This is a genomic window from Geminocystis sp. M7585_C2015_104 (assembly GCA_015295805.1).
Classification (GTDB): Bacteria; Cyanobacteriota; Cyanobacteriia; order Cyanobacteriales; family Cyanobacteriaceae; genus DVEF01.
This window is the reverse complement of the sequence record DVEF01000065.1, coordinates 26216-45301: the sequence shown is the minus strand read 5'-3', so window position 1 is coordinate 45301 and position 19086 is coordinate 26216. Positions and strand designations below refer to the sequence as shown.

General features: G+C 44.4%; 17 protein-coding genes and 2 tRNA genes. 6 read left to right on the top strand and 13 right to left on the bottom strand.

The annotated features are described in order from the left end of the window. Positions 1 to 73 precede the first annotated feature (73 nt). On the bottom strand, positions 74 to 925 hold the full coding sequence (locus tag IGQ44_07770; GenBank protein ID HIK37871.1) for a tetratricopeptide repeat protein: 852 nt from the start codon (positions 923 to 925) through the stop codon (positions 74 to 76). Between the two features lie 127 nt (positions 926 to 1052). Between IGQ44_07770 and rplS the strand changes: the two genes are divergently transcribed. Further along, a complete protein-coding gene (rplS, locus tag IGQ44_07765) occupies positions 1053 to 1445 on the top strand; it encodes a 50S ribosomal protein L19 (GenBank protein ID HIK37870.1) in 393 nt (130 codons plus the stop codon). A gap of 125 nt (positions 1446 to 1570) precedes the next feature. Continuing rightward, a tRNA-Trp gene (locus IGQ44_07760) sits at positions 1571 to 1642 on the top strand. A gap of 412 nt (positions 1643 to 2054) precedes the next feature. On the opposite strand, the gene IGQ44_07755 is transcribed toward IGQ44_07760, so the two are convergent. Then, complete coding sequence (locus tag IGQ44_07755; protein ID HIK37869.1) at positions 2055 to 3167, bottom strand: undecaprenyl/decaprenyl-phosphate alpha-N-acetylglucosaminyl 1-phosphate transferase; 1113 nt, start codon at positions 3165 to 3167, stop codon at positions 2055 to 2057. 745 nt (positions 3168 to 3912) lie between these two features. Beyond that, on the bottom strand, positions 3913 to 5610 hold the full coding sequence (gene hflX / locus IGQ44_07750; protein ID HIK37868.1) for a GTPase HflX: 1698 nt from the start codon (positions 5608 to 5610) through the stop codon (positions 3913 to 3915). A gap of 127 nt (positions 5611 to 5737) precedes the next feature. Between hflX and IGQ44_07745 the strand changes: the two genes are divergently transcribed. Next, positions 5738 to 6136: a hypothetical protein gene (locus IGQ44_07745; protein HIK37867.1), complete on the top strand. Its 399-nt coding sequence runs from the start codon at positions 5738 to 5740 to the stop codon at positions 6134 to 6136. On the opposite strand, the gene IGQ44_07740 is transcribed toward IGQ44_07745, so the two are convergent. From IGQ44_07740 to psaM, 3 genes are all read right to left on the bottom strand, one after another. Next, complete coding sequence (locus IGQ44_07740) at positions 6133 to 6921, bottom strand: aminotransferase class IV (GenBank protein ID HIK37866.1); 789 nt, start codon at positions 6919 to 6921, stop codon at positions 6133 to 6135. The two genes, IGQ44_07745 and IGQ44_07740, sit on opposite strands and share 4 nt — an antisense overlap. Before the next feature lie 73 nt (positions 6922 to 6994). Beyond that, on the bottom strand, positions 6995 to 7195 hold the full coding sequence (locus IGQ44_07735) for a hypothetical protein (protein HIK37865.1): 201 nt from the start codon (positions 7193 to 7195) through the stop codon (positions 6995 to 6997). A 551-nt stretch (positions 7196 to 7746) separates the two neighbouring features. After that, entirely contained in the window at positions 7747 to 7836 is a 90-nt protein-coding gene (gene psaM / locus IGQ44_07730; protein ID HIK37864.1) for a photosystem I reaction center subunit XII, read from the bottom strand. Positions 7837 to 7975: 139 nt separating this feature from the next. Between psaM and IGQ44_07725 the strand changes: the two genes are divergently transcribed. Beyond that, on the top strand, positions 7976 to 8515 hold the full coding sequence (locus IGQ44_07725; GenBank protein HIK37863.1) for a ComEA family DNA-binding protein: 540 nt from the start codon (positions 7976 to 7978) through the stop codon (positions 8513 to 8515). A 449-nt stretch (positions 8516 to 8964) separates the two neighbouring features. On the opposite strand, the gene IGQ44_07720 is transcribed toward IGQ44_07725, so the two are convergent. The 3 genes from IGQ44_07720 to rsmH form a co-directional block, all read right to left on the bottom strand. Next, positions 8965 to 9038, bottom strand: a tRNA-Arg gene (locus IGQ44_07720). Between the two features lie 87 nt (positions 9039 to 9125). Continuing rightward, positions 9126 to 10199 (bottom strand): glucose-1-phosphate thymidylyltransferase, encoded by a 1074-nt coding sequence (locus tag IGQ44_07715; GenBank protein HIK37862.1) that lies wholly within the window; start codon positions 10197 to 10199, stop codon positions 9126 to 9128. A 569-nt stretch (positions 10200 to 10768) separates the two neighbouring features. Beyond that, positions 10769 to 11635: a 16S rRNA (cytosine(1402)-N(4))-methyltransferase RsmH gene (rsmH, locus tag IGQ44_07710; GenBank protein ID HIK37861.1), complete on the bottom strand. Its 867-nt coding sequence runs from the start codon at positions 11633 to 11635 to the stop codon at positions 10769 to 10771. Positions 11636 to 11800: 165 nt separating this feature from the next. On the opposite strand from rsmH, the gene IGQ44_07705 reads away from it, so the two are divergent. Then, on the top strand, positions 11801 to 13258 hold the full coding sequence (locus tag IGQ44_07705; protein ID HIK37860.1) for a DASH family cryptochrome: 1458 nt from the start codon (positions 11801 to 11803) through the stop codon (positions 13256 to 13258). Then, complete coding sequence (locus IGQ44_07700) at positions 13255 to 13656, top strand: response regulator (protein ID HIK37859.1); 402 nt, start codon at positions 13255 to 13257, stop codon at positions 13654 to 13656. The genes IGQ44_07705 and IGQ44_07700 overlap by 4 nt, the downstream gene beginning before the upstream one ends. Positions 13657 to 14513: 857 nt before the next feature. Here the strand turns inward: IGQ44_07700 and IGQ44_07695 are convergent. From IGQ44_07695 to IGQ44_07680, 4 genes are all read right to left on the bottom strand, one after another. Beyond that, positions 14514 to 14810, bottom strand: coding sequence for a hypothetical protein (locus tag IGQ44_07695; GenBank protein ID HIK37858.1), 297 nt, complete (start codon positions 14808 to 14810; stop codon positions 14514 to 14516). A 447-nt stretch (positions 14811 to 15257) separates the two neighbouring features. Further along, the gene (locus tag IGQ44_07690; protein HIK37857.1) at positions 15258 to 17291 is read right to left on the bottom strand and encodes an FAD-dependent oxidoreductase; all 2034 of its coding nucleotides are present in this window, start codon (positions 17289 to 17291) and stop codon (positions 15258 to 15260) included. A 1-nt stretch (position 17292) separates the two neighbouring features. Further along, on the bottom strand, positions 17293 to 17505 hold the full coding sequence (locus IGQ44_07685; protein HIK37856.1) for a DUF2839 domain-containing protein: 213 nt from the start codon (positions 17503 to 17505) through the stop codon (positions 17293 to 17295). Positions 17506 to 17529: 24 nt separating this feature from the next. Beyond that, positions 17530 to 19008, bottom strand: a complete 1479-nt coding sequence (locus IGQ44_07680; protein ID HIK37855.1) for a leucyl aminopeptidase — start codon at positions 19006 to 19008, stop codon at positions 17530 to 17532. Positions 19009 to 19086 lie beyond the last annotated feature (78 nt).

Genomic DNA, 19086 nt, shown 5'->3' with positions numbered 1-19086 from the left:
AAAATCATTACTGGCTAGAGTCTGAAAAAAAATTTAAGTTTTTTAATGTGCCTCTCAGTAAAACCCACGGCAGTCAGTCAGCCTTGGGCAAGAAGACGGCAATGGCGCGATTCTGAAAGAATTTGCGGGTGTCTGCAATGAGTTTTTCTCCCCACAGATTCAAAATGAGATGGTGGATGTTGCCATAGTTGGGATCTAATTGTAGAGCCTTTTTCCCCAATTGGATAGCCTCTTGTGTTTGACCTTGAGTATAAAGGGCTACTGCCAAAGCTAAGAGGGGCTCGGCCTGTTGTTCGTCTATGGCAATAGCCTTACGCCAAGACTCCATAGCCTGTTTGATTTTACCCTGCTCGTACTCCACCAGTCCAATATTATTGATGGCGGGCCAAAAACTAGCCTCCAGTTTTAAAACCCGTTGATAGGCGTCGACGGCCTTGTCATACTGGTTTAACTTGAAATAGGCATTGCCCAAGTCGAAATAGGCTTGGGGAGACTGGCTGTTGATTTTCAAGCCGGCTTCCAACTCCTTTACTGCCGCCTGGTATTCTCCCGTTTGAAAGTAAGAATTTCCCAGGGCAAATAGGACCTCAGCATTGTCGGGGGCAATTTTTTTGGCCTCTAGAAAAGCCCCCAGGGCCTCTTTATGATTTCCCTTCTGGGATTGGGCAGTGCCCAGAATATACCAAGTCTCATAGCGACGGGGGGACAGTTGTACAGCCAACTTAGCGCGGGAGAGGGCTAAATCCACCTCTTGAATACGCAGCAGTTGAATGGCATCCTGCATCAGCCTAACGCTGTAGTTGTCCAACTGCTCGCCACTGAGGGGGGGGATAAAGGGCAATAAAGCCTGCCCTTTTACCTCAAAGGTGAGGGAAAAAATCCCCAGGAACAACAAAACCCCTATGATCCTACGGCCAGATAACACCCTTATTGCTCTGATAATTGTCCAATCAAGATTCTATCTTAAATAAGGTCATAACGGATTGACAACAGTCACACAAAAGGGTTATTATGGTCAATTGTCAGTTTTTTAGCAGTCTAGCCCCATGTCTATTAACCCCAGTGAGATTATCAAGTCCATAGAGGCGGAATACATGAAGCCGGCGGATAAAATACCAGAAATCCATGTCGGCGACACCGTGAGGGTGGGCGTTAGAATTCAGGAAGGCGGCAAAGAGAGGATACAACCCTTTGAAGGCACAGTCATAGCCATGCGCCACGGCGGGATAAACAAAACCATTACTGTTAGACGCATTTTCCAGGGAGTGGGGGTAGAAAGAGTATTCCTAGTACACTCTCCCATCGTTGCCAGCATAGAGGTACTTCGTCGTGGCAAGGTCCGTCGTGCCAAACTCTATTATCTCAGACATAGAGTGGGTAAAGCTACAAAGGTAAAACAGCGTCAGGAACGTGCCACCCCGGAAGAAACTACGGCGGCATCCTAGTTATAGTCTGGAAACCACCCCTCCCCACTCTCCCTCTCCTCAGCCCCGTCCTTGACAACAATTCAACAGTCTGGGTATAATGGAGAGGACAGCTGCTGCAGTCTAGCTCCTTTAAGATAACATATACGCCCTTAGTTCAGTGGTAGAACGTCGGTCTCCAAAACCGAATGGCGGGGGTTCAAATCCTCCAGGGCGTGTTCCACGTGTAGGGGTGGCGGGTGGGGTGCTCATCATGTCCATCCCCACTACTCCTAAAGTCTGCCCGCCCACTTCGGCTTTTCTTCTCTCCAAGGAGCGTCTCCTCGTTTTGTAAGTGGCCCCGGCTACTCCTGGGTAGTGGGTTGGGGAACGGGTCATCTAGGCACAAATACCCAAGACCAAGCATGACAAGGCCAACTGTAGTAGCTGGTTGGGGTAGTAATACAGAGGTAGTTTTATTGTCTTAAATCCTTTCTCGCCAATCTCCCACTGGCCTTCCTAGTAATATATCTAGGTAGCCACGGGAAAAAAGGCAAAAAAGTGTAACGTTGTAATCCTAAGGGTTACTCCATTAGGTATAATGGGCTAGGATTGGGTTACAGGGGCATGGGGGTTTATGAGGACAAACCCTTACGAGGGAATACGACGATTGCGCCAGACGTGCCAAGTGGTATAAGCCAGTAAGAGGGTTGAGGCAAGAGTATATACGCCCCCACTAGGAAAACCAGCAAAAGCTAGGGCGATACTTCCCAGCCAAAGGGTTAAAGAGTAGATATAGATGGCGGTAAGACGTTGGGAGACGCCTGCTTGTAGCAAACGATGGTGAATGTGGCGCTTGTCGGGTAAAAAAGGGGATTTACCTTGGCAAATGCGGGAGAAAATTACCCAGGCCATGTCTACTATGGGCACTGCTAGAATGAGAAAGGGCAAGAATACGGCAGTAACTGCAGCAGTTTTAGCAATGCCAATGACTGCCACTCCGGCTAACATGAATCCCATAAAATAAGCCCCACCATCCCCCATGAATATTTCCGCCGGGTTGAAGTTGTAACGTAAGAATCCTAACGCACCACCCGCCAAAGCCGCCGCCAACAACGCTGCAGCCGGTTGATTCATAAACAGACTGACGATTAACATCACCACCGCCGCAATGCCGCATACCCCCGCCGCCAATCCGTCTAACCCGTCAATCCAGTTAATGGCATTTACCATCCCTACTAACCAGATAACTGTAATGGGCAAACTTAGCCACCACATGTCAATATGGACTAATTCACCAAAGGGAATGGTAAAGAATTCGATTCTCACCCCCTTATACCAGGCAAACCCGGCAATAACAGACTGTAAAATTAAACGAAACTGAGGGGAAAGACTAAATAAGTCGTCCGCTAAACCAATTATAAAGAATAAAACAGCACCAATGGTAACTCCCCATATCTCTGCATCTTTAGCCGGTGGCAAAACTCCAAAACCCCCCAACCACCACACCACTAATAATCCTGCCGTTGTGCCCACAAAAATGGCAATCCCACCAATTCTCACAACGGGCTTGTTATGAATTTTACGTTCAGAGGGCTTGTCTACGTATCCACTCTTTAACCCTATTGCCTTAACTACTGGTGTTGCCCATAAAACTACATTCATCGACACTAGGAAGGCAAGCAGGTGATAAATCTCATTGCTATGGCTCGGGTTAGCTATCATTAGTGAAATGGGAATGTAAAGTATCTTGACGACCACCATTAAGTAATATTAACCCGAGAGGGTCATTGCTAGAAAAATAAATCTTCCCACTCTCTCCCTATTTATGGTTCCCTCCCCCTCATTCTTTCCCCCATTCTATTGCTACTTTTTAGCACAATTAACCCTCTTAAACCCCAAAAAAAAACTCTCACCCCTCATCGGATTATTCAAATATATTCTCATTAATGAAAAGGCGAGACACAACCACGGTAGTCTCTCTACCTACCACCCCCCATCCTAACACTAAAACCCCGCCTAGGGGGTGTTTATTAAGAGATGTAAAGGGAAAATCTCCAGGAGGAAGATGGATAATGATAATTATTCATATGCGCTCCTGCCAACTGACTGCTTCCTAGCCATGTCCTTTGGTATAAAATACGATACACAATGCCGGCCACTGGGGTGATGACTGGTAGTAACGGGGGATGATTGTGGTTGGTAGATAGAAGGGTAGTTGCCTAGCTAATAGTAAAATGATTATCATTATTATTAATTTTTGGCTGCCGTGCTGGATAAATCATGAAACATCCACAGTGGCTATTTTAGTCCACCCCCCTAGCTTTCTCACTCTTCCCCTTTGCAAACCCCCTTTTTCCCTGCTTGCAATAGTCTTCTGAATTCCTAGTACATCTCCCACCAAATATTAAATGATTATCATTATTATGCCATCAAGGGGGGAAAGTCTCATAATGATAAATACCCACCCTATCCCATCCAACCGGTATAGGTTTAGGAATATAAATTTCTAGGGGACAAGAGTGTACAATAGACGATGACGTAGTGTTTCCAACCCCAGGCGTTTTTCGGCGGAGATAAAAAGGGCATTGGGGTATTTTTCCCTGGCAGTATTTAGATGCTGACTGTCGGCAATGTCGATTTTATTGAAGGCAAGAATTTCCAAGGTGGGCGCAAGGGGCATATCTCTGAGAATATCCCTCACAGACTGGATATGACTTTCCCAGGCTGGGTGAGATAAGTCGACAACATGTAAAAGGGCATCCGCCTCTATTACCTCTTCCAGGGTAGCACGGAAGGAGTCCACTAATTCCGGGGGCAATTCGTGAATGAAGCCCACTGTGTCTGTGATGACGATTGTACCGGATTTGCCTGTTTTATGGTCCATTAAGGAGAGTCTTCTGGTAGTGGGATCTAAGGTAGCAAAAAGTTGGTCTGCAGTGTAAACATTGGCATTGGTAAGACTGTTAATAAGAGTAGACTTGCCGGCGTTGGTATACCCGACAATGGCTACACAAGGCATATTCTTAGCCTGTCTCTGTTGTCTGAGACGTGCGCGATGGCTTTGTAGTTCGTTGACTTCTTGTTGTAGTCTGGCTATTCTCTTTTGGATTGCCCGTTTTTCCATTTCTAGTTTAGTTTCCCCTGGACCTCTGGTGCCAATACCACCACCCAAACGAGACATAGCCTGTCCCTTTCCTGTAAGTCTCGGTAACATGTATTCCAGTTGAGCCAACTCCACCTGTAGCTTTCCTGCTTTAGACTGAGCCCTTTGAGCAAATATATCCAATATTACTTCTGTGCGATCGACAACCCGAACACCAAATTCATCTTCCAAGGTGCGCACTTGGGAGGGGGATAGTTCCCTATCAAATACTACAAGGTTAACACCAAGGCTTTGGACTTTAAGGGCAATCTCTGCCACCTTCCCCGCGCCAACCACAGTCTGACTGTCGGGTTTGGGGCGTTTCTGGGTGATTTGGGCTACTACCTTCCCCCCCGCAGTATCTACCAGTCGCGCCAATTCCAGCATGTTGTACTGAAATTGTTGTTCACTAATGTCGCTAGTATGTACTCCAACAAGTAGTACCCTTTCCTGTTCAGGGGAAGTCTCTTGGGAAGTGTATTCTCGCTCAAATTCAGACTCCAAGTTGCCCACCAAATCTAGGAAATCTTCGCTGGCAACGGCATCTAGAGACAAAGGTGGAGATATTTGCCAGTATCCCTGGTTGCCGTTGGCGGAGGCAAAAGGGGGTAAAAGATGGGCTAGATACACAGTAGACACAAAACCGGTGGGACTGCCATCCTTGCGGAAAGTCCCTTTATCAGTTATATTTAGATAGACTAGGGCGTCTAGTCTTTGCAGCACCATGGCTGTCAGACAGGCTTCTGACGGCGGGGAGGGGGAGAGGGAGGTGGTGAGGCAGCGGATGCCAGATAGTCTCAAGCCACTATAACGAGGCAATTGGGAGGGGGGGATTTTTGTCTGGTAAAGGTTGCCCACCCCCACCCTTACCACTTGGCCACGGCGGTTAAGATATACACTAACAGCCTTGTTTAGTTGGGCACTAATAGCGGCAACTCTTTCTGCTAATTCTACAGTGGTTAGACGGTCACTTCTAATTCTCTGATGGTATAATCTCTGTAGCTGTTTTATTTCACTTGGTTTTAATCCCTGAAGACTGCCGTATATTTTTTCCGTGGACATCTAGAAAGATTTGTGCCCCTTATGTCGTTGTCATTAACCCTAGTTACTAATATAGCATCTTTCTCCCTGTATTTTGCACTTTTTATACTTTTATTCCCTTTTTTAGCAGCAGGAAGGGGGATGATTTATGTGGGGTAGATTCCAACAAAGCGAGTTAAGAATTGAGATTAGCGCTACAGAAAAAAGGCTACGAGATAGTATTTTGAGGGTTGAGCAGTTGCAAAAATGGTTTTTCCCCCTGAATATTATAGAGAAGAAAGAAGGGAAAGAGGAGTTGTCGTCAGGGGATAGATTTACTTTTAAAATTGGCTTATTGGAAGTGGAAAACTGCGTGGAAACCATTAACAGTAATTGTATTAGAATAATTTTGAGTGGTGCTATAGACGGTTATCAGGAGTGGTGTTGGGGAGATGGTTGGATTCAGTCTCGTTTAGAGGGGGTTTCTTTACTGCCGTTGAGTTTGGCACAGACTTTCAATCTTTTGCGTTTAAAATCATGGGTGGAAAGGGAAAACCCGCATAACTAAGCCAATTTACTATAGACACCTCTCAGGAGGGAGTAGGCGGGGTGGAGGGGATTGTATTTTTTAATCTTATCCCTCATTTGGATTTCAGAAAAAGGGATTATTTCCACCACACTGTTACTATAGGCAACTGCTTCCAATTCTTCTACAAATTCCTCGGTCCACTGGTTTACTTCTATGGGAAAATCCGCATAGTCGATAATAGTTTCTCTGGCAATGCCTGGCAATATTTCTCCTGGGGGAGGTGTAAACCAGACACCTTTTTTATAACCCCAGAGATTTCCCGTTGCCGTTTCCAGCCAGTGGTGTTGTTTATCAGTTAAAATTGCCTCTTGACAATCTTGTTTTTTGGCCATATTTAACGCCAACCAGTTGGGTAAATAATTTCCTGTTTTGTGTCGGCTTATCCCTCGTTTTACTACGTCATCATATAATACTAAACCCCTCACTCCTTGTCGTTGTTTTTCCCCTAGATTTTCGGGCAAATTCCTTCCCGTAATAATCTCCTTGCCGTCGGGAAGAATCGCAATCCTTATAACAGGGAAGTGTTTTGACAAGTCTTCCACCTCTGTTTTTATTTTCTCCCAGTCTGGCATTGGCCATTCAAATTCACTTATACTGGTTTTTAAACGCCTTACATGCCGATTCCAATTAGTTAGAGGATGAGACAGGGAGTGGCCATATATTCTAATAGTAGTAAAAACTGAGACTCCATACAGCCAGACGGGACTATTTATGTCAAGGGAGATTTTATTATCTCTATGCAAATTCCCATCAAAGTAAAACATCGCAACGCCCCTATTGCCCCTATTTTCCTTGAAGGTTTGTTTATGTTAAAAAGTCTTTTATTATCCCCCTATATTACCTGTAGATATTTTCCCTAAGACTATAGGAGAAACGCAAGGAGATAAGACGATAGTAAATTTCGGTATTTTCCCCCTGAATATTATTATTGAATTGGCGGTAAGAATCCGCCATATAAGAAGAAGATAAACCCACCAACAGGTAAGCCAGCAGACAATTACGCAAAAAAACACCACTAAAAACACGCCTTTGAAACATGAGTCAAACCCATCAAAGCCTTTTGCCCTCTTTTGACATTTGGGACTCATTTTAGGAGAAAAAGTTTCAACTGTTTGTGTATCCGATAACACCATGGGCATGGGGTTTTGGAAAATAAGGGGCAGGGATGTGTTAACATCTGCCCTTGTAGAGTAGAAAGGGTCTATGATAACGCCAATTAAACTAAATTAAACCAATGAGGTGGTTTTGTTGCCAATTTTCATCCTGCCATTGACAGGTAGTCACCACGCCTTGCTACCTCTATCTGACAGTATATTTAATAAACCTCCCCTTATTTTTCTTTTTGAGGAGTGCAAGGGGATATTACCTCAATGGGATCAAAAACCCCACCACTGCCACTAGCCCATGTTTCCCTAGGCAGGAGACCTTACTTTATTGTAATTAGGAGTCAAGTTGTAAGCAAAATTATCTATGGGCAGAAGAGGGCAAAGCAACAAGAAAAGAAATACAAAAAGACAGTGTAGGTAATGATGGAAGGTTATTGGCTTACCTACACCACTTGGAATTAATTGTAATAAGGATAAAGGGGATTATTTGTATAACTCAAGGCCCAAACGATAGGCTAAAATAGCAGGAATCAAGGCAATAATCAAGGCGACAAATACTTGAGTTTCGGAAATAGGCATGGTAAAAACTCCTCTGACAATGGTATTTTCTGGCAGTGGGAAAAACAAGCCGAGGATTAACCCTCCTGGCACTCAATGACTAGTTTGCCCTAAGATGGTAACAAGAATCCAAATTTTTAATAATTTGCAATATATGGGGTGGTTGTCAGATGACTGGCAGTGGCTGCTGGAAAAAAAACGACTGGCAGCCAAACTAAAAAAAAATCCTTACTATCGTTTCCAGTCAGAGAGGGAGATAGAAATAGCAGGGGAATTAGGGGTGAAAATTGACGTAAATAGGGCCACAGTAGACGAATGGTTAAGATTGCCGGGCATTTCTATCATTCAAGCCAAAAAATTGGTGGAGATTGTAAATTCTGGTATCCCCTTGTTGTGTATAGAAGACTTAGCCGCAGCCTTGGGGGTGTCAGTGTTTCAAATCCAGCCATGGCGGCCGGTATTGTATTTCAGCTATTACCTCCCAGATAGCTGTTACGAGAATGAAAGAATCAATCCCAATTATGCCACCCTAAACCAACTACAACAAATCCCCAACCTTCCGCCAGAAATAGCCACAAAAATCATAAGGGAGAGGGAAACTGGTGGTGAATACCGCCACATGGGGGATTTAAAGAATAGACTTGATCTTGACCCCCAATTAGCCTACCATCTACTCAGGTATTTTCAGTTTTAAGCCCCATAGGCATTTTAAACTTACAGAAAGTAAATTTGTTTTTTGAGCCTTCCTGTTGCTAGAAACAATTGCTGATTGCCGCCTATCCGCTGCCTAGTTTGTGCATCTGTAGGCTTTGAGATTGAGCCGGATTATCCTTGTTTGGTATATATAAACATATGGTCTGGTCAGCATTGTCCATCTCTTGGTAATTTTTCTCAATTTTGTCCTCCTCAGTCAAATTTTTCTGGGATTGTGGGAGGGGTTAAAGGTCAGGTTTATTCTGGGGGGAAAATAGACTCTGCCTTGACTTGTCTGCTTTAAGCCTGTTTTCAGTTTGACCTGGTGCTAGTTTTTCTGCTACAACTACGAGGGGGAATACAAAACTAGCGACACCAAAACCTTGTCTAGTGAATTTAACCTGCTTGAATTCAACCTGCTAGACCCCTAGCGGCCCTTGATGCAACACACGGGTGCGACAGGACTCGAACCTGTGACCAACCACTTAGAAGGCGGTTGCTCTATCCATCTGAGCTACGCACCCATCCAAGCCTGGACGCCACCTTACAACACGTTCTCCTATTATAGAGTACAATGGAGTATTTTGACAAGGGGATTAGATAGGTAATAGTCAGGCCAATTCTATTATAGAGTCGTCACCCACCATGAAACTGAGGGCTTTGGGACGTTTAGGCTGAAAGTAGATTTTTGCCCTCTGTCCAATGACACTGTCTACAATTCTTTGCTGAATACCCCTCACCTCTGCCTTTTCCAGTACTACACTGTGTTCTATATCTACTTCGGTGAGGATGACGCCATCGGCAATGCTAGAATAGGGGCCTATGAAGCAGTTTTCAATACGACAATTGTCTCCTATAATGACAGGCCCTCTAATGGTAGAATTGACTATACTGGTGTTCTGGCCTACTTTTACCCTGCCAATAATTTGACTATTTTCTGCCAAAGCCGGTTTTTCGCCCGGCGGCAGGGTGGTGTCTAAAATAATCCTATTTGCCTCCAGTAGATCGTCTTTTTTCCCCGTATCCAACCACCAATTTTTTAACTGTCTTGCCTCTACGTGTTTACCTCTTTCAATAAGGGCTTGAATGGCATCAGTAATTTCCAACTCGCCCCTGGGGGACGGCCTAAGTGTTTCGATAACTTCATGGATAGCTGGAGAGAAAAAATAGATACCAACCAATGCTAAGTTTGAGGGGGGGGTTTTCGGTTTTTCTACTAACTCCAATACCCGTCCATTTTCATCCAGTTTGGCAACACCAAAAGCCGTTGGATTTGAGACTTTTCTTAGTAGGATTAGGGCGTCTAGGTTTTTACTTTTGAATTCATCCAGATACTCTTGTAAGTCGTCGGCGATGAGGTTATCCCCCAGATACATTATAAAGGGGGAATCTGCTAAAAAGGGACGGGCTACTTTGACAGCATGTGCCAAACCGTCTGGGCTTTCCTGAAGTATATAGGTTATTTTAGCACCGAAACGACTACCATCCCCTGTTTTTTCCTTTACCTGGGCCCCTGTTTCCGGACTTATAATTATGCCAATATCTGTAATCCCTGCCTTAACTATTGCCTCAATGCCATACCACAGGATGGGCTTATTTGCCACTGGCACCAATTGTTTAGCACCTGTGTAGGTGATGGGGCGCAAACGAGTGCCTTTGCCACCGGATAAAACTAGTGCTTTCATCCTAACGCTTTTATTTCAGAATGTTCTCCCTCTGATTTTATCTCAACTTGTTGCTCTTTTTTACATCACAATTATCTGTCTTTTTTTTCTTGTCGGCTATAGGTTTAAATCCTGTCAGAGGGAGAAAATTGTTGTGACCTACTCCCTACTTTATAGGGCCAAAGAGCCATTAATTTAATCCGGGTTTTCTTTGGATTCTTTTGTTTTTTCTGTTGTATTCTAGCAGCCTATAGGAGTATATTTATTCCCGTTGCCACGGGGCACTTAAGGGTAGACTTAACCTCGAAAACAATCCTAGTCATATTATTTTCCCTGCCTAAGGGGGCATTGAAATTCTAATTTTCTTGTTTCGTTATAAGTGTGTATGGTAACTATGGTATAAATTTGGACAGATTCCAGATGGGGATTTGTTTTCTGTGTTTGTGGCTGATACCGGGGTAAATAGAGGGAGTTAAAAGAGTGTAAATGAATACCATGAACAAATACCAAAAAGGATAATAGCCTGTGAAATGGGGAGATAATAATACCCTCTTCTATTATCATTTTTGCCTGAAGGGGGAGAAAAGATGTCAGGGGGATATTCTTTCTGCGACTCTGAGTTTGGCGGAACGGGAGCGAGGATTATTATTTTTTTCTGCTATACTGGGTACAATGGGCTTCTTGGTGACAATTTTTAAGAGGGGATGATGGCGAAATTGGTTTTTGACAATTCTATCTTCCAAGCTATGGAAACTGATGACGGCTATTCTTCCCCCTTGTTTCAACCAAGATGGTGCCTTTTGTAAAAATTTCTCCAGACTACTCAACTCTTCATTAACTTTGATTCTAAGGGCTTGGAAAGTGCGAGTAGCTGGGTGTATTCTACCATGTCGGTATTCTGAAGGTACACAGGAGGCAATGGCTTCTGCTAATTGAGTTGTGGTATAGAATGGTCTTTTTTGTACTATCATACGGGCAATCTGACGAGAGTATCTTTCCTCGCCGTAGGTAAAAAACAAATCTGCCAAGTCTTTTTCCCCCCAACTGTTAACAATATCTTTTGCCGTGAGAGGTTGACTTTGATTCATCCGCATGTCTAGGTCTCCCTCCAGGCGGAAACTGAATCCTCTTTTAGGGTTATCCAGTTGGGGGGAACTGACCCCCAAATCTGCTATAATACCGTCAAATATTCTGTCACCTTCTGGGGAAAAATCGGCGAAGTTTCCTAGAAAAAAAGTCACCCTCTCCCCATAGTATTTTAGTCTTTCCTTGGCAAAAACTATAGCCGACTCGTCCTGGTCAATGGCGGTTATTCTAATGTTATTTCCCTGGCTTAAAATCAATTCTGCATGCCCACCTGCTCCAACTGTCGCATCTAAATAGTGGCCCTTGTCTTTTATTTTTAAGTATTCTATGATTTCCTGAACCAAAACAGGTTTATGTGTAAATTTTTCCATTTTTACCCTATTTATCCCAAAATGGTCCTGACATTCTCTTATAACATCTTCAGCCCAGGATTTATTTTACTACCGGGAGGGTGACTTTTGTTGCCATTAGGGCGGGCTAATGGGAAAATTAATTATTGTCATTACCTATTGTCAGCGGCGGGGTTATTATAGCAGATGAAGACTGTACTAATTTGGTTTCGTAATGACCTAAGAATTCATGACCAAATTCTAATCCACAAAGCCTTAGCTGGAAACCCTGACAGGATTATACCATTTTATTGTTTAGACGAAAGACAATTCAAAACCACCTCTTTTGGCTTCCCGAAGACGGGGAAATTTAGGGCAAGGTTTCTGTTGGAAAGTCTAGCGGATTTGAGAAATTCCCTCCAAAAGTTGGGAAGCAATTTGATTATCAGAAGAGGAATTCCGGAGGAAATTATACCGGAAATAGTCTACCGAAATCAAGTGGCAATAGTTTATTATTCAGAAGAAGCAACGGCAGAGGAAAAATCAGTAGAAACAAAGCTTACCAAGAGACTAAAAAAGATGAATGTGGAAGTAGAAAGCTACTGGCAGGCTACCTTATACCATCCAGAAGATTTGCCATTTCCGGTGGGCGAAATTCCTGATTTGTTTACCAATTTTAGAAAGGAGGTGGAGAAAAAGAGTGAGGTTAAACCCTGTTATCCCTCCCCCGAAAGACTCCCACCGACACCAGAGATGGAAATAGGGGAAATACCAACTTTAACAGAATTAGGATTAGAAGAATTCACCCCCTCACCAAAGGCAGTATTGAATTTCAGGGGTGGAGAGACGGAGGGGTTAAAAAGACTAAAACACTATTTTTGGGAAAAAGACTGCCTTAAGGATTATAAACAAACTCGTAATAGAATGCTGGGGGCGGATTATTCTTCTAAGTTTTCCCCCTGGTTGGCATTAGGATGTCTTTCCCCACGTTATGTTTATTGGCAGGTGAAAAAGTATGAGGAGGAAAGAGTTAAAAATGACTCCACCTATTGGCTAGTATTTGAATTGCTTTGGCGGGATTTCTTCCGTTTTACCGCTGTTAAGTATGGCAATCGCATTTTTTACCTTTCTGGAATTCAAAATCTCTCCCTACCGTGGGAAGAAGACTGGGAAAAATTTGTAGCATGGTGCGAGGGACAAACAGGTTACCCGCTAGTAGATGCTAATATGAGGGAGTTGAAGGAGACAGGATTTATGTCTAATAGAGGGAGACAGAATGTAGCCAGTTTCCTGACGAAGAATTTAGGGATTAATTGGCAAATGGGTGCGGAATGGTTTGAGTCCCTTTTGATAGACTATGATGTGTGTAGTAACTGGGGAAATTGGAATTATACTGCCGGTGTGGGCAATGATGCCAGGGGCTTCCGTTATTTTAACATACCGAAGCAATCAAAAGACTATGACTATAATGGGGATTATTTAAGACATTGGCTACCAGAAATTGCCGCCATTAAGGGGGAAAAAATACATGAGCCCTGGAAATTGTCTGCTGAAGAACAGAAACGATATGGGGTAAAATTAGGATTGGATTATCCTCGTCCCGTTGTAGACTTTTTTGAATCCATTAAACGTAATGAAAGAATATACCGACAGGCCAAAAAATGACTACAGTGTTAATTGTAGAGGATGACCCCGTCAACATGAAGGTGTTTGCAAAAATTTTGACTAAAAGAGGGGGATTTGAAGTAAAGGGAAGTGAGGATGTGGAGGAGATTTTGAGTTTAGCAAGGGCGGGTGTTCCTGATATTATTCTAATGGACGTATCCCTATCCAATAGTTATTATCAGGGCAAACCAGTAGACGGCATACAAATAACTCAAATGCTCAAATCGGACGAGAAAACTAGGTCTATTCCTGTTATCCTGGTTACTGCCCATGCTATGCGGGGGGATAAAGAGGCGTTTTTGGCGGAAAGTGGTGCTGATGGTTACATATCCAAGCCTGTAGTTGACCATGAACAATTCGTAGCTACCATCAAGGCCATGTTGTCTAGTAGGGGGTAGGGGTTGAGGGGAAGGGAGGGGGAAGACGAGAAGAAGAAGACTAAAAGGGGTGGCTGATAGCAAGGGGACAATAATCACTGTAGCCAGTCTCTACAAGACTATCAATCCCTAGCAGGGGGTGACTGGGAAACGGTTGACAACCATTATTCTGGGATTAACTCTACCAACCACCACCATGGTCTGTCTACTAGTAACCAACTAGTAACCAACTCTGACATAGTCTTCGGCTTTCAGGGGTTATTTGGCAATGGGGAAACTGATTGCATACCAATTATAATCATTCTTCTGTGATTGGAGGGAGAGGGGAATGAGAATTTTTATCTTGCTTTTGGAAAAGAGAAGTAATTGGTGGGGATAACAATGATAATCCTTCCTATGGGTTATCCGGAGAAGAGGAAAAGAAAGAAGAAGAAGAAGAAGAATAAATCACATAACAAGGAGGTAGTTGCAATAGTTTGATGGAACTTAAGCCCTTGCTAAAATAAAAACACAAAGTACAATGTGGGGGAAAGGCAGAAAAAAGGAAGTGGCCTTGGATATAATAACGGAAGTCTTCCCATATAAAAAGCCCGGTAGACGGACATAGGAGAAAAAAAAAATGGAATTGTCTGGTTGACTGTAAAGGTTGGGAGGAATGTCATAGTTTTTGTCTTCGAAAGTAGATAGAGAATCTGTCGGGGATGTGGGGAAAACCGCATAAAAAAATATCAACAAGCTGAAGTGGTATTGCAGGCAGAAAGAAGAATGGAAGGGATTAAAGGTGAAGAAAGAAAGTGGATTAGAGAGAGAGGGGAAGGGGGGGAAGGAAAGATTAACAGATAATAGTTATCTTGGGAAAGGGAGGCGAGAGTAAGTAACTAGTCTAGAGGGAAGGGAGAATAATCTCCCCCGGGGGTGGTAACCAGTTGGATGGCAATAAAAACCCCTCCTGCTATTGACAAACAATTATCTTTTGGTGTCGAGATTACTAGTTTACTACCATGGAAGGAAGAATAGCCGGCAGGAAAGGGATTATCCGGGAAGAAGAAAACAATAATTATCACCCATCGGGTGGGTAAGGGGAAGGCAACGACTTTGGCTACAAGTAATCCCCCGCCTTCGTGAGGGGTGATATAATTTCTGCAGGATAAGGAGAATCCTTTGTCTGTTGTCAAGGGTTGTATCTAAGTGGTAAAGAGAGTAACCAACCGCATCCGAATGATAATCATTATCCTGAATACGGCGAGGGGGGAAATGGGGTTGTAGATGGGGATTGGGTTACAGTTTACAATCATAAACCCTTACTTTATTGGCCGTGAGGTTATACAGGGAGGATTACATACGAATAATAATCATTATCCTAAACTCAGTCTGTTTTCAACAAGCCCGGGGGACACGGAAAATTTATGATAAAAAATTTCAATAAAAAGATACCGTTACGCGTTGGTGTATCTGTCTGACTGAATTTACCTTGGCTTTTTTTATTGATATTTGTCATCATTAAATCGGGGGACAAAATAGGGGTTTAGATGCAAAAAGTAGCAATTCTATCCATTGGGGTGCGTCGGCGGATGTTGGCAAGGGGGGAAATGTCAAGAGAGGGTGGTTGGGGAGTATAGGGATTAAAGCCAGTCGTCTTGGGGGTTGAAGATGGAGGTGTTGGGGAAGCGGATAGGGTTGCCGTTGTTTTCAAGAAGGGTTTGTAATTGCCGTAGGTATTTGTTGGCAAAGGCAAAACCTTCAAGAAACTGGTAGGGGAAAATGTCGAAATTAAGGGCCAAAGAGGCAGTGGTGCCGGCGGCGGCGCCAGAAGCCCATTCAAAGGATTGGGTGCGATAGGCGGCAGCGGCTATGTGACTGACGGCAATGGATTTGCCAGCTACAATCATGTTGTCGATTTTCTGGGGAATCATGGCAGAAAGGGGGATTTGGAAGGGATAAGCCATGCCCTCACCCCTTCTTTCCCCTTCCCTTTCCCGGTTGCCTGGCTTTTCCGGGGGGGTTTCTGCCATGCAGGGATGAAAATCTATGGCATAATGAGCAATCCCAACAGAATCGGGGTAAATAGTAGAGCGACGGCGCTTTGGAGCCCTATCTGGGGGTATATGCCCCGCTAACACCGAAAGGCCCTCCAAACCAGCAATTAGTGCCCTTAAACGACGATATTGTTCAGGACTCAAGATACTACGATAGTAATCAGAGGCGTAATTGCGGCGGGAGATGTCAATCTCGTTGATGACAAAACCGTCTGGATAGGCATAATTGGGACGACCAATAATCCTCCTAGACTCTCTAATATAAGGATACTTGGATAAACCATGGGCGGTACCCATAGGGGAATCAAAGCCCTTGAGGAGTCGGTGATTGGGGGCGGGTTTTTTTACCCCCTCTCCTAATTGGGAATCAGTGGTGCCTGCCACCAGCCAATAGTAGAAACCTAGGGCATGTTCCTCTGCTTTACGCAAGGTTTCAACTCGTAGTCCGCCTAACCAACCCCCGGGTTTTAATTGTCCTAATTGTTGTAGTTGTTCCCTAGTATAAATAAGATTATCTTGAGGGGTGCCTGGACGATAGTCGTTACCCCAAGTCCAATTTTGCATAGAGATGTCACCAGGGGTGGGTTTAGTCCAAAAAATGCCTTCAAAACCCTCCGTGTCGCTGTCAAATGCCTTCCAGATGCGACGATAGGTGAAGACTAGGTTAAAATTGGCCAGTCTGGGTAATTCATAACTATAATAGGGCTCGTATTGCTTGTAAAAGGGGGGCTCAGATTGCGGTTGTGGAGTCTCTGTCATCTCCATGGCGAAAGTGTAAGTGAAGCCCTGAGTACAATAGGGATAGGAGGTTTTACTGGAAGAAGAGGGCTCAAATTCGCTAAGGGCGTCAATCCCCAGTCTATAGGGCACATCCGCTAAGGCTACTAATTCCCCGGTTTCAGTGGCTTCTATGACAACCCAGTGTATTTTCTTCCGCCATTTGTCGGCTAAAGGAGGCACAAAACGGATAATTTTCTTCCTCAGCCTTCCAGAATCCTCATAGGTGTAGGCGTCTTCAAAAATCTGGGAAAGGGTTTCTGTATTTAAAGGTGGCGTGTTGGGTTGGGGGGAGTGTTGAATGGCAATAACACTAGTAATTTGAACACTCCTGCTGGGGGATTTTAATTGCTCTGTTGTAAGCTCCTTCACTACAGTGTTGGGGAACCATTTCAACCTTCCTTTCCCCCTCCTGGCAGCATCTTGTAACTGCTGTAATAAGATGGTATGGGCATCCTTTGGTAGAAAACAGGACTGACTGACCCAACACTGTCCTGGATTTAGTGTACCATAGAATTGCGCTATCCTCTGGCGAAATTCTAGATAGCCACGGGGGAAAAGCAACTCCTGTCTTTGTCTGGGACGTTCATCTAAAGCAGAAGTGCCTTGGGAGGAGACTTGTCCTCCCACCCAGTCGGTAATGTCAGTAATACAAACAGTTTTCCCCATTAACAAAGCCTCATAAGCGGCGGCTACCCCTGCCAATCCCCCTCCTACCACCAAAATGTCGCACTCCACCGTAGCATCTACTCTGGGGGGATTGTTGGCGGCGGCAGGCATGGCGTAGAGTAAGCCAAGGGGAAAAGACAACAGTTTTCCCCAGTGCCTTTTTTTCCCCCCCATATTATTGTACTGTCCACCAACCAAAGGCCGGCCCAATGAATCTGATGGTAACCCACACCACTGCCAAGACGCCAATGCCAATCCAGGCGCCTCGGGTGGTAATTCTATACACCTGTTCAGCCTGACTCTTGGTAAAGGGTAGCCATGGTAAAATAGGCTTTTCCTTCCCGTATTCCTCCCCTAGGGTTTGTTGTCTTCTCTTGGACTCTCCCATAAGTCTACCCACTGATTATTTTAATTAACTATTTAAAACCCAGTTGACCAGGGTGCGAACACCAAAACCAGTGCCTCCCTCATTGTAAAGGTTAGTGGGTTTTTCTGCCCAAACTGGCCCAGCAATGTCTAAATGGGCCCAGGGGGTGTCTTTTACAAACTGTTGCAAGAAGAGGGCTGCCGTAATTGAGCCTCCAGCGCGGGTACCTGTATTTTTCATGTCAGCAATCGTAGATTTCATTTGTTCAAAGTACTTTTCCTCTAGGGGCATCTGCCAGATTTTCTCTCCGGCAGCGGCGGCGGCAGTCTTCAATTGGGAAGCCAGTTGTTCATTTTTAGTCCATAAGCCGGCTATATCGTTGCCTAGGGCGATAATACAGGCACCAGTAAGGGTGGCCAAGTCTACTATGGCATCTACTCCCAATTTTTCGGCATAGACGAGGGCATCGGCAAGGGTAAGACGCCCTTCTGCATCGGTGTTGTTAACCTCAATCGTCTTGCCATTGGAGGCGGTAAGGATGTCGCCGGGATGCATTGCCCTACCACTGATCATATTCTCAGTTACGGCACTGATGAAATGCACTTCTACTGGGGGTTTTAGCTGGGCAATTGCCTTAGCCGCACCAAAAACGGCGGCGGCGCCTCCCATATCCATCTTCATGGTTTCAATACCACTACCTGGGCCTTTCAAATTCAAGCCGCCGGAATCAAAAGTTAATCCCTTGCCCACAATAGCCAGTTTCCGTTTTGCCTCTGTCTGGGGTTTGTATACTAGATGGATGAATTTGGGAGGTAAATCAGAGGCTTGTGCCACCCCCAAAAATGCCCCCATTCCCAGTTTCTCACAGTCTTCTCTTTCCAGAATGGTCAACTGTAACCCGTATTGTTGGGCTAGATTTTGTACTGTTTCTGCTAAGGTGACGGGGTTTACAACATTAGCTGGTGCGTTAACCAACTCCCTAGCAAAAATCACGCCATCGCATATAATTTTTGCCCTTTCGATAGCCTCCCCTTTAGCATTTGATTCCAGCAACTCCACTGTTTCCAGGGTGATCTTTTTATCTTGTGTCTCAGACTTAAAACGGTTGTCTTGATGGGAGGCAAGAATAATCCCTTCGGCAATCACCTGGGCTAGGGTGTTATCATCGTATTGGGGATAGGCCAGACAGATTCCTAAATGTTTTACTTTCGCCTGATTAGCAACTCTGGCGATGGAGGCCGCTGCCTGACGGAAGGTGTCTAAACTCACCTCTTCTTCCTTCCCCAAGCCGGTGATAATCACCTTTCTGATGGGATTTTTGCCTCCTACCCTAGCCACCACAGTGGTGTCTGGTTTCCCCTTGAATTCTGTTTCTGCAATCAACTCACTCAATACACCGTCAAGTCTTTGATCTAAATCTGCCAATTCTCCCTCCAGAGTGATTGTATCCTGGGCAAAAAAACCAAGGGCTATGGCTTCCCCTTTCCAATTTAATTTGTTCTGGCTATTGGTTTTTATTTCCATACTTTTTGGCCTCAAATAATCTTTTATTCCGCCTATTTTTTCTTCAACTAAGTATTATAAAACCATTTGGACACCTTT

What these genes read in the sequence shown, in the direction of transcription:
- IGQ44_07755 (HIK37869.1), bottom strand. Translation starts at nt 3,167, where the DNA reads ATGGTGGTCGTCAAGATACTTTACATTCCCATTTCACTAATGATAGCT.
- hflX (HIK37868.1), bottom strand. Translation starts at nt 5,610, where the DNA reads ATGTCCACGGAAAAAATATACGGCAGTCTTCAGGGATTAAAACCAAGT.
- IGQ44_07745 (HIK37867.1), top strand. Translation starts at nt 5,738, where the DNA reads ATGTGGGGTAGATTCCAACAAAGCGAGTTAAGAATTGAGATTAGCGCT.
- IGQ44_07740 (HIK37866.1), bottom strand. Translation starts at nt 6,921, where the DNA reads ATGTTTTACTTTGATGGGAATTTGCATAGAGATAATAAAATCTCCCTT.
- IGQ44_07735 (HIK37865.1), bottom strand. Translation starts at nt 7,195, where the DNA reads ATGTTTCAAAGGCGTGTTTTTAGTGGTGTTTTTTTGCGTAATTGTCTG.
- IGQ44_07725 (HIK37863.1), top strand. Translation starts at nt 7,976, where the DNA reads ATGGGGTGGTTGTCAGATGACTGGCAGTGGCTGCTGGAAAAAAAACGA.
- IGQ44_07715 (HIK37862.1), bottom strand. Translation starts at nt 10,199, where the DNA reads ATGAAAGCACTAGTTTTATCCGGTGGCAAAGGCACTCGTTTGCGCCCC.
- rsmH (HIK37861.1), bottom strand. Translation starts at nt 11,635, where the DNA reads ATGGAAAAATTTACACATAAACCTGTTTTGGTTCAGGAAATCATAGAA.
- IGQ44_07705 (HIK37860.1), top strand. Translation starts at nt 11,801, where the DNA reads ATGAAGACTGTACTAATTTGGTTTCGTAATGACCTAAGAATTCATGAC.
- IGQ44_07700 (HIK37859.1), top strand. Translation starts at nt 13,255, where the DNA reads ATGACTACAGTGTTAATTGTAGAGGATGACCCCGTCAACATGAAGGTG.
- IGQ44_07690 (HIK37857.1), bottom strand. Translation starts at nt 17,291, where the DNA reads ATGGGGGGGAAAAAAAGGCACTGGGGAAAACTGTTGTCTTTTCCCCTT.
- IGQ44_07685 (HIK37856.1), bottom strand. Translation starts at nt 17,505, where the DNA reads ATGGGAGAGTCCAAGAGAAGACAACAAACCCTAGGGGAGGAATACGGG.
- IGQ44_07680 (HIK37855.1), bottom strand. Translation starts at nt 19,008, where the DNA reads ATGGAAATAAAAACCAATAGCCAGAACAAATTAAATTGGAAAGGGGAA.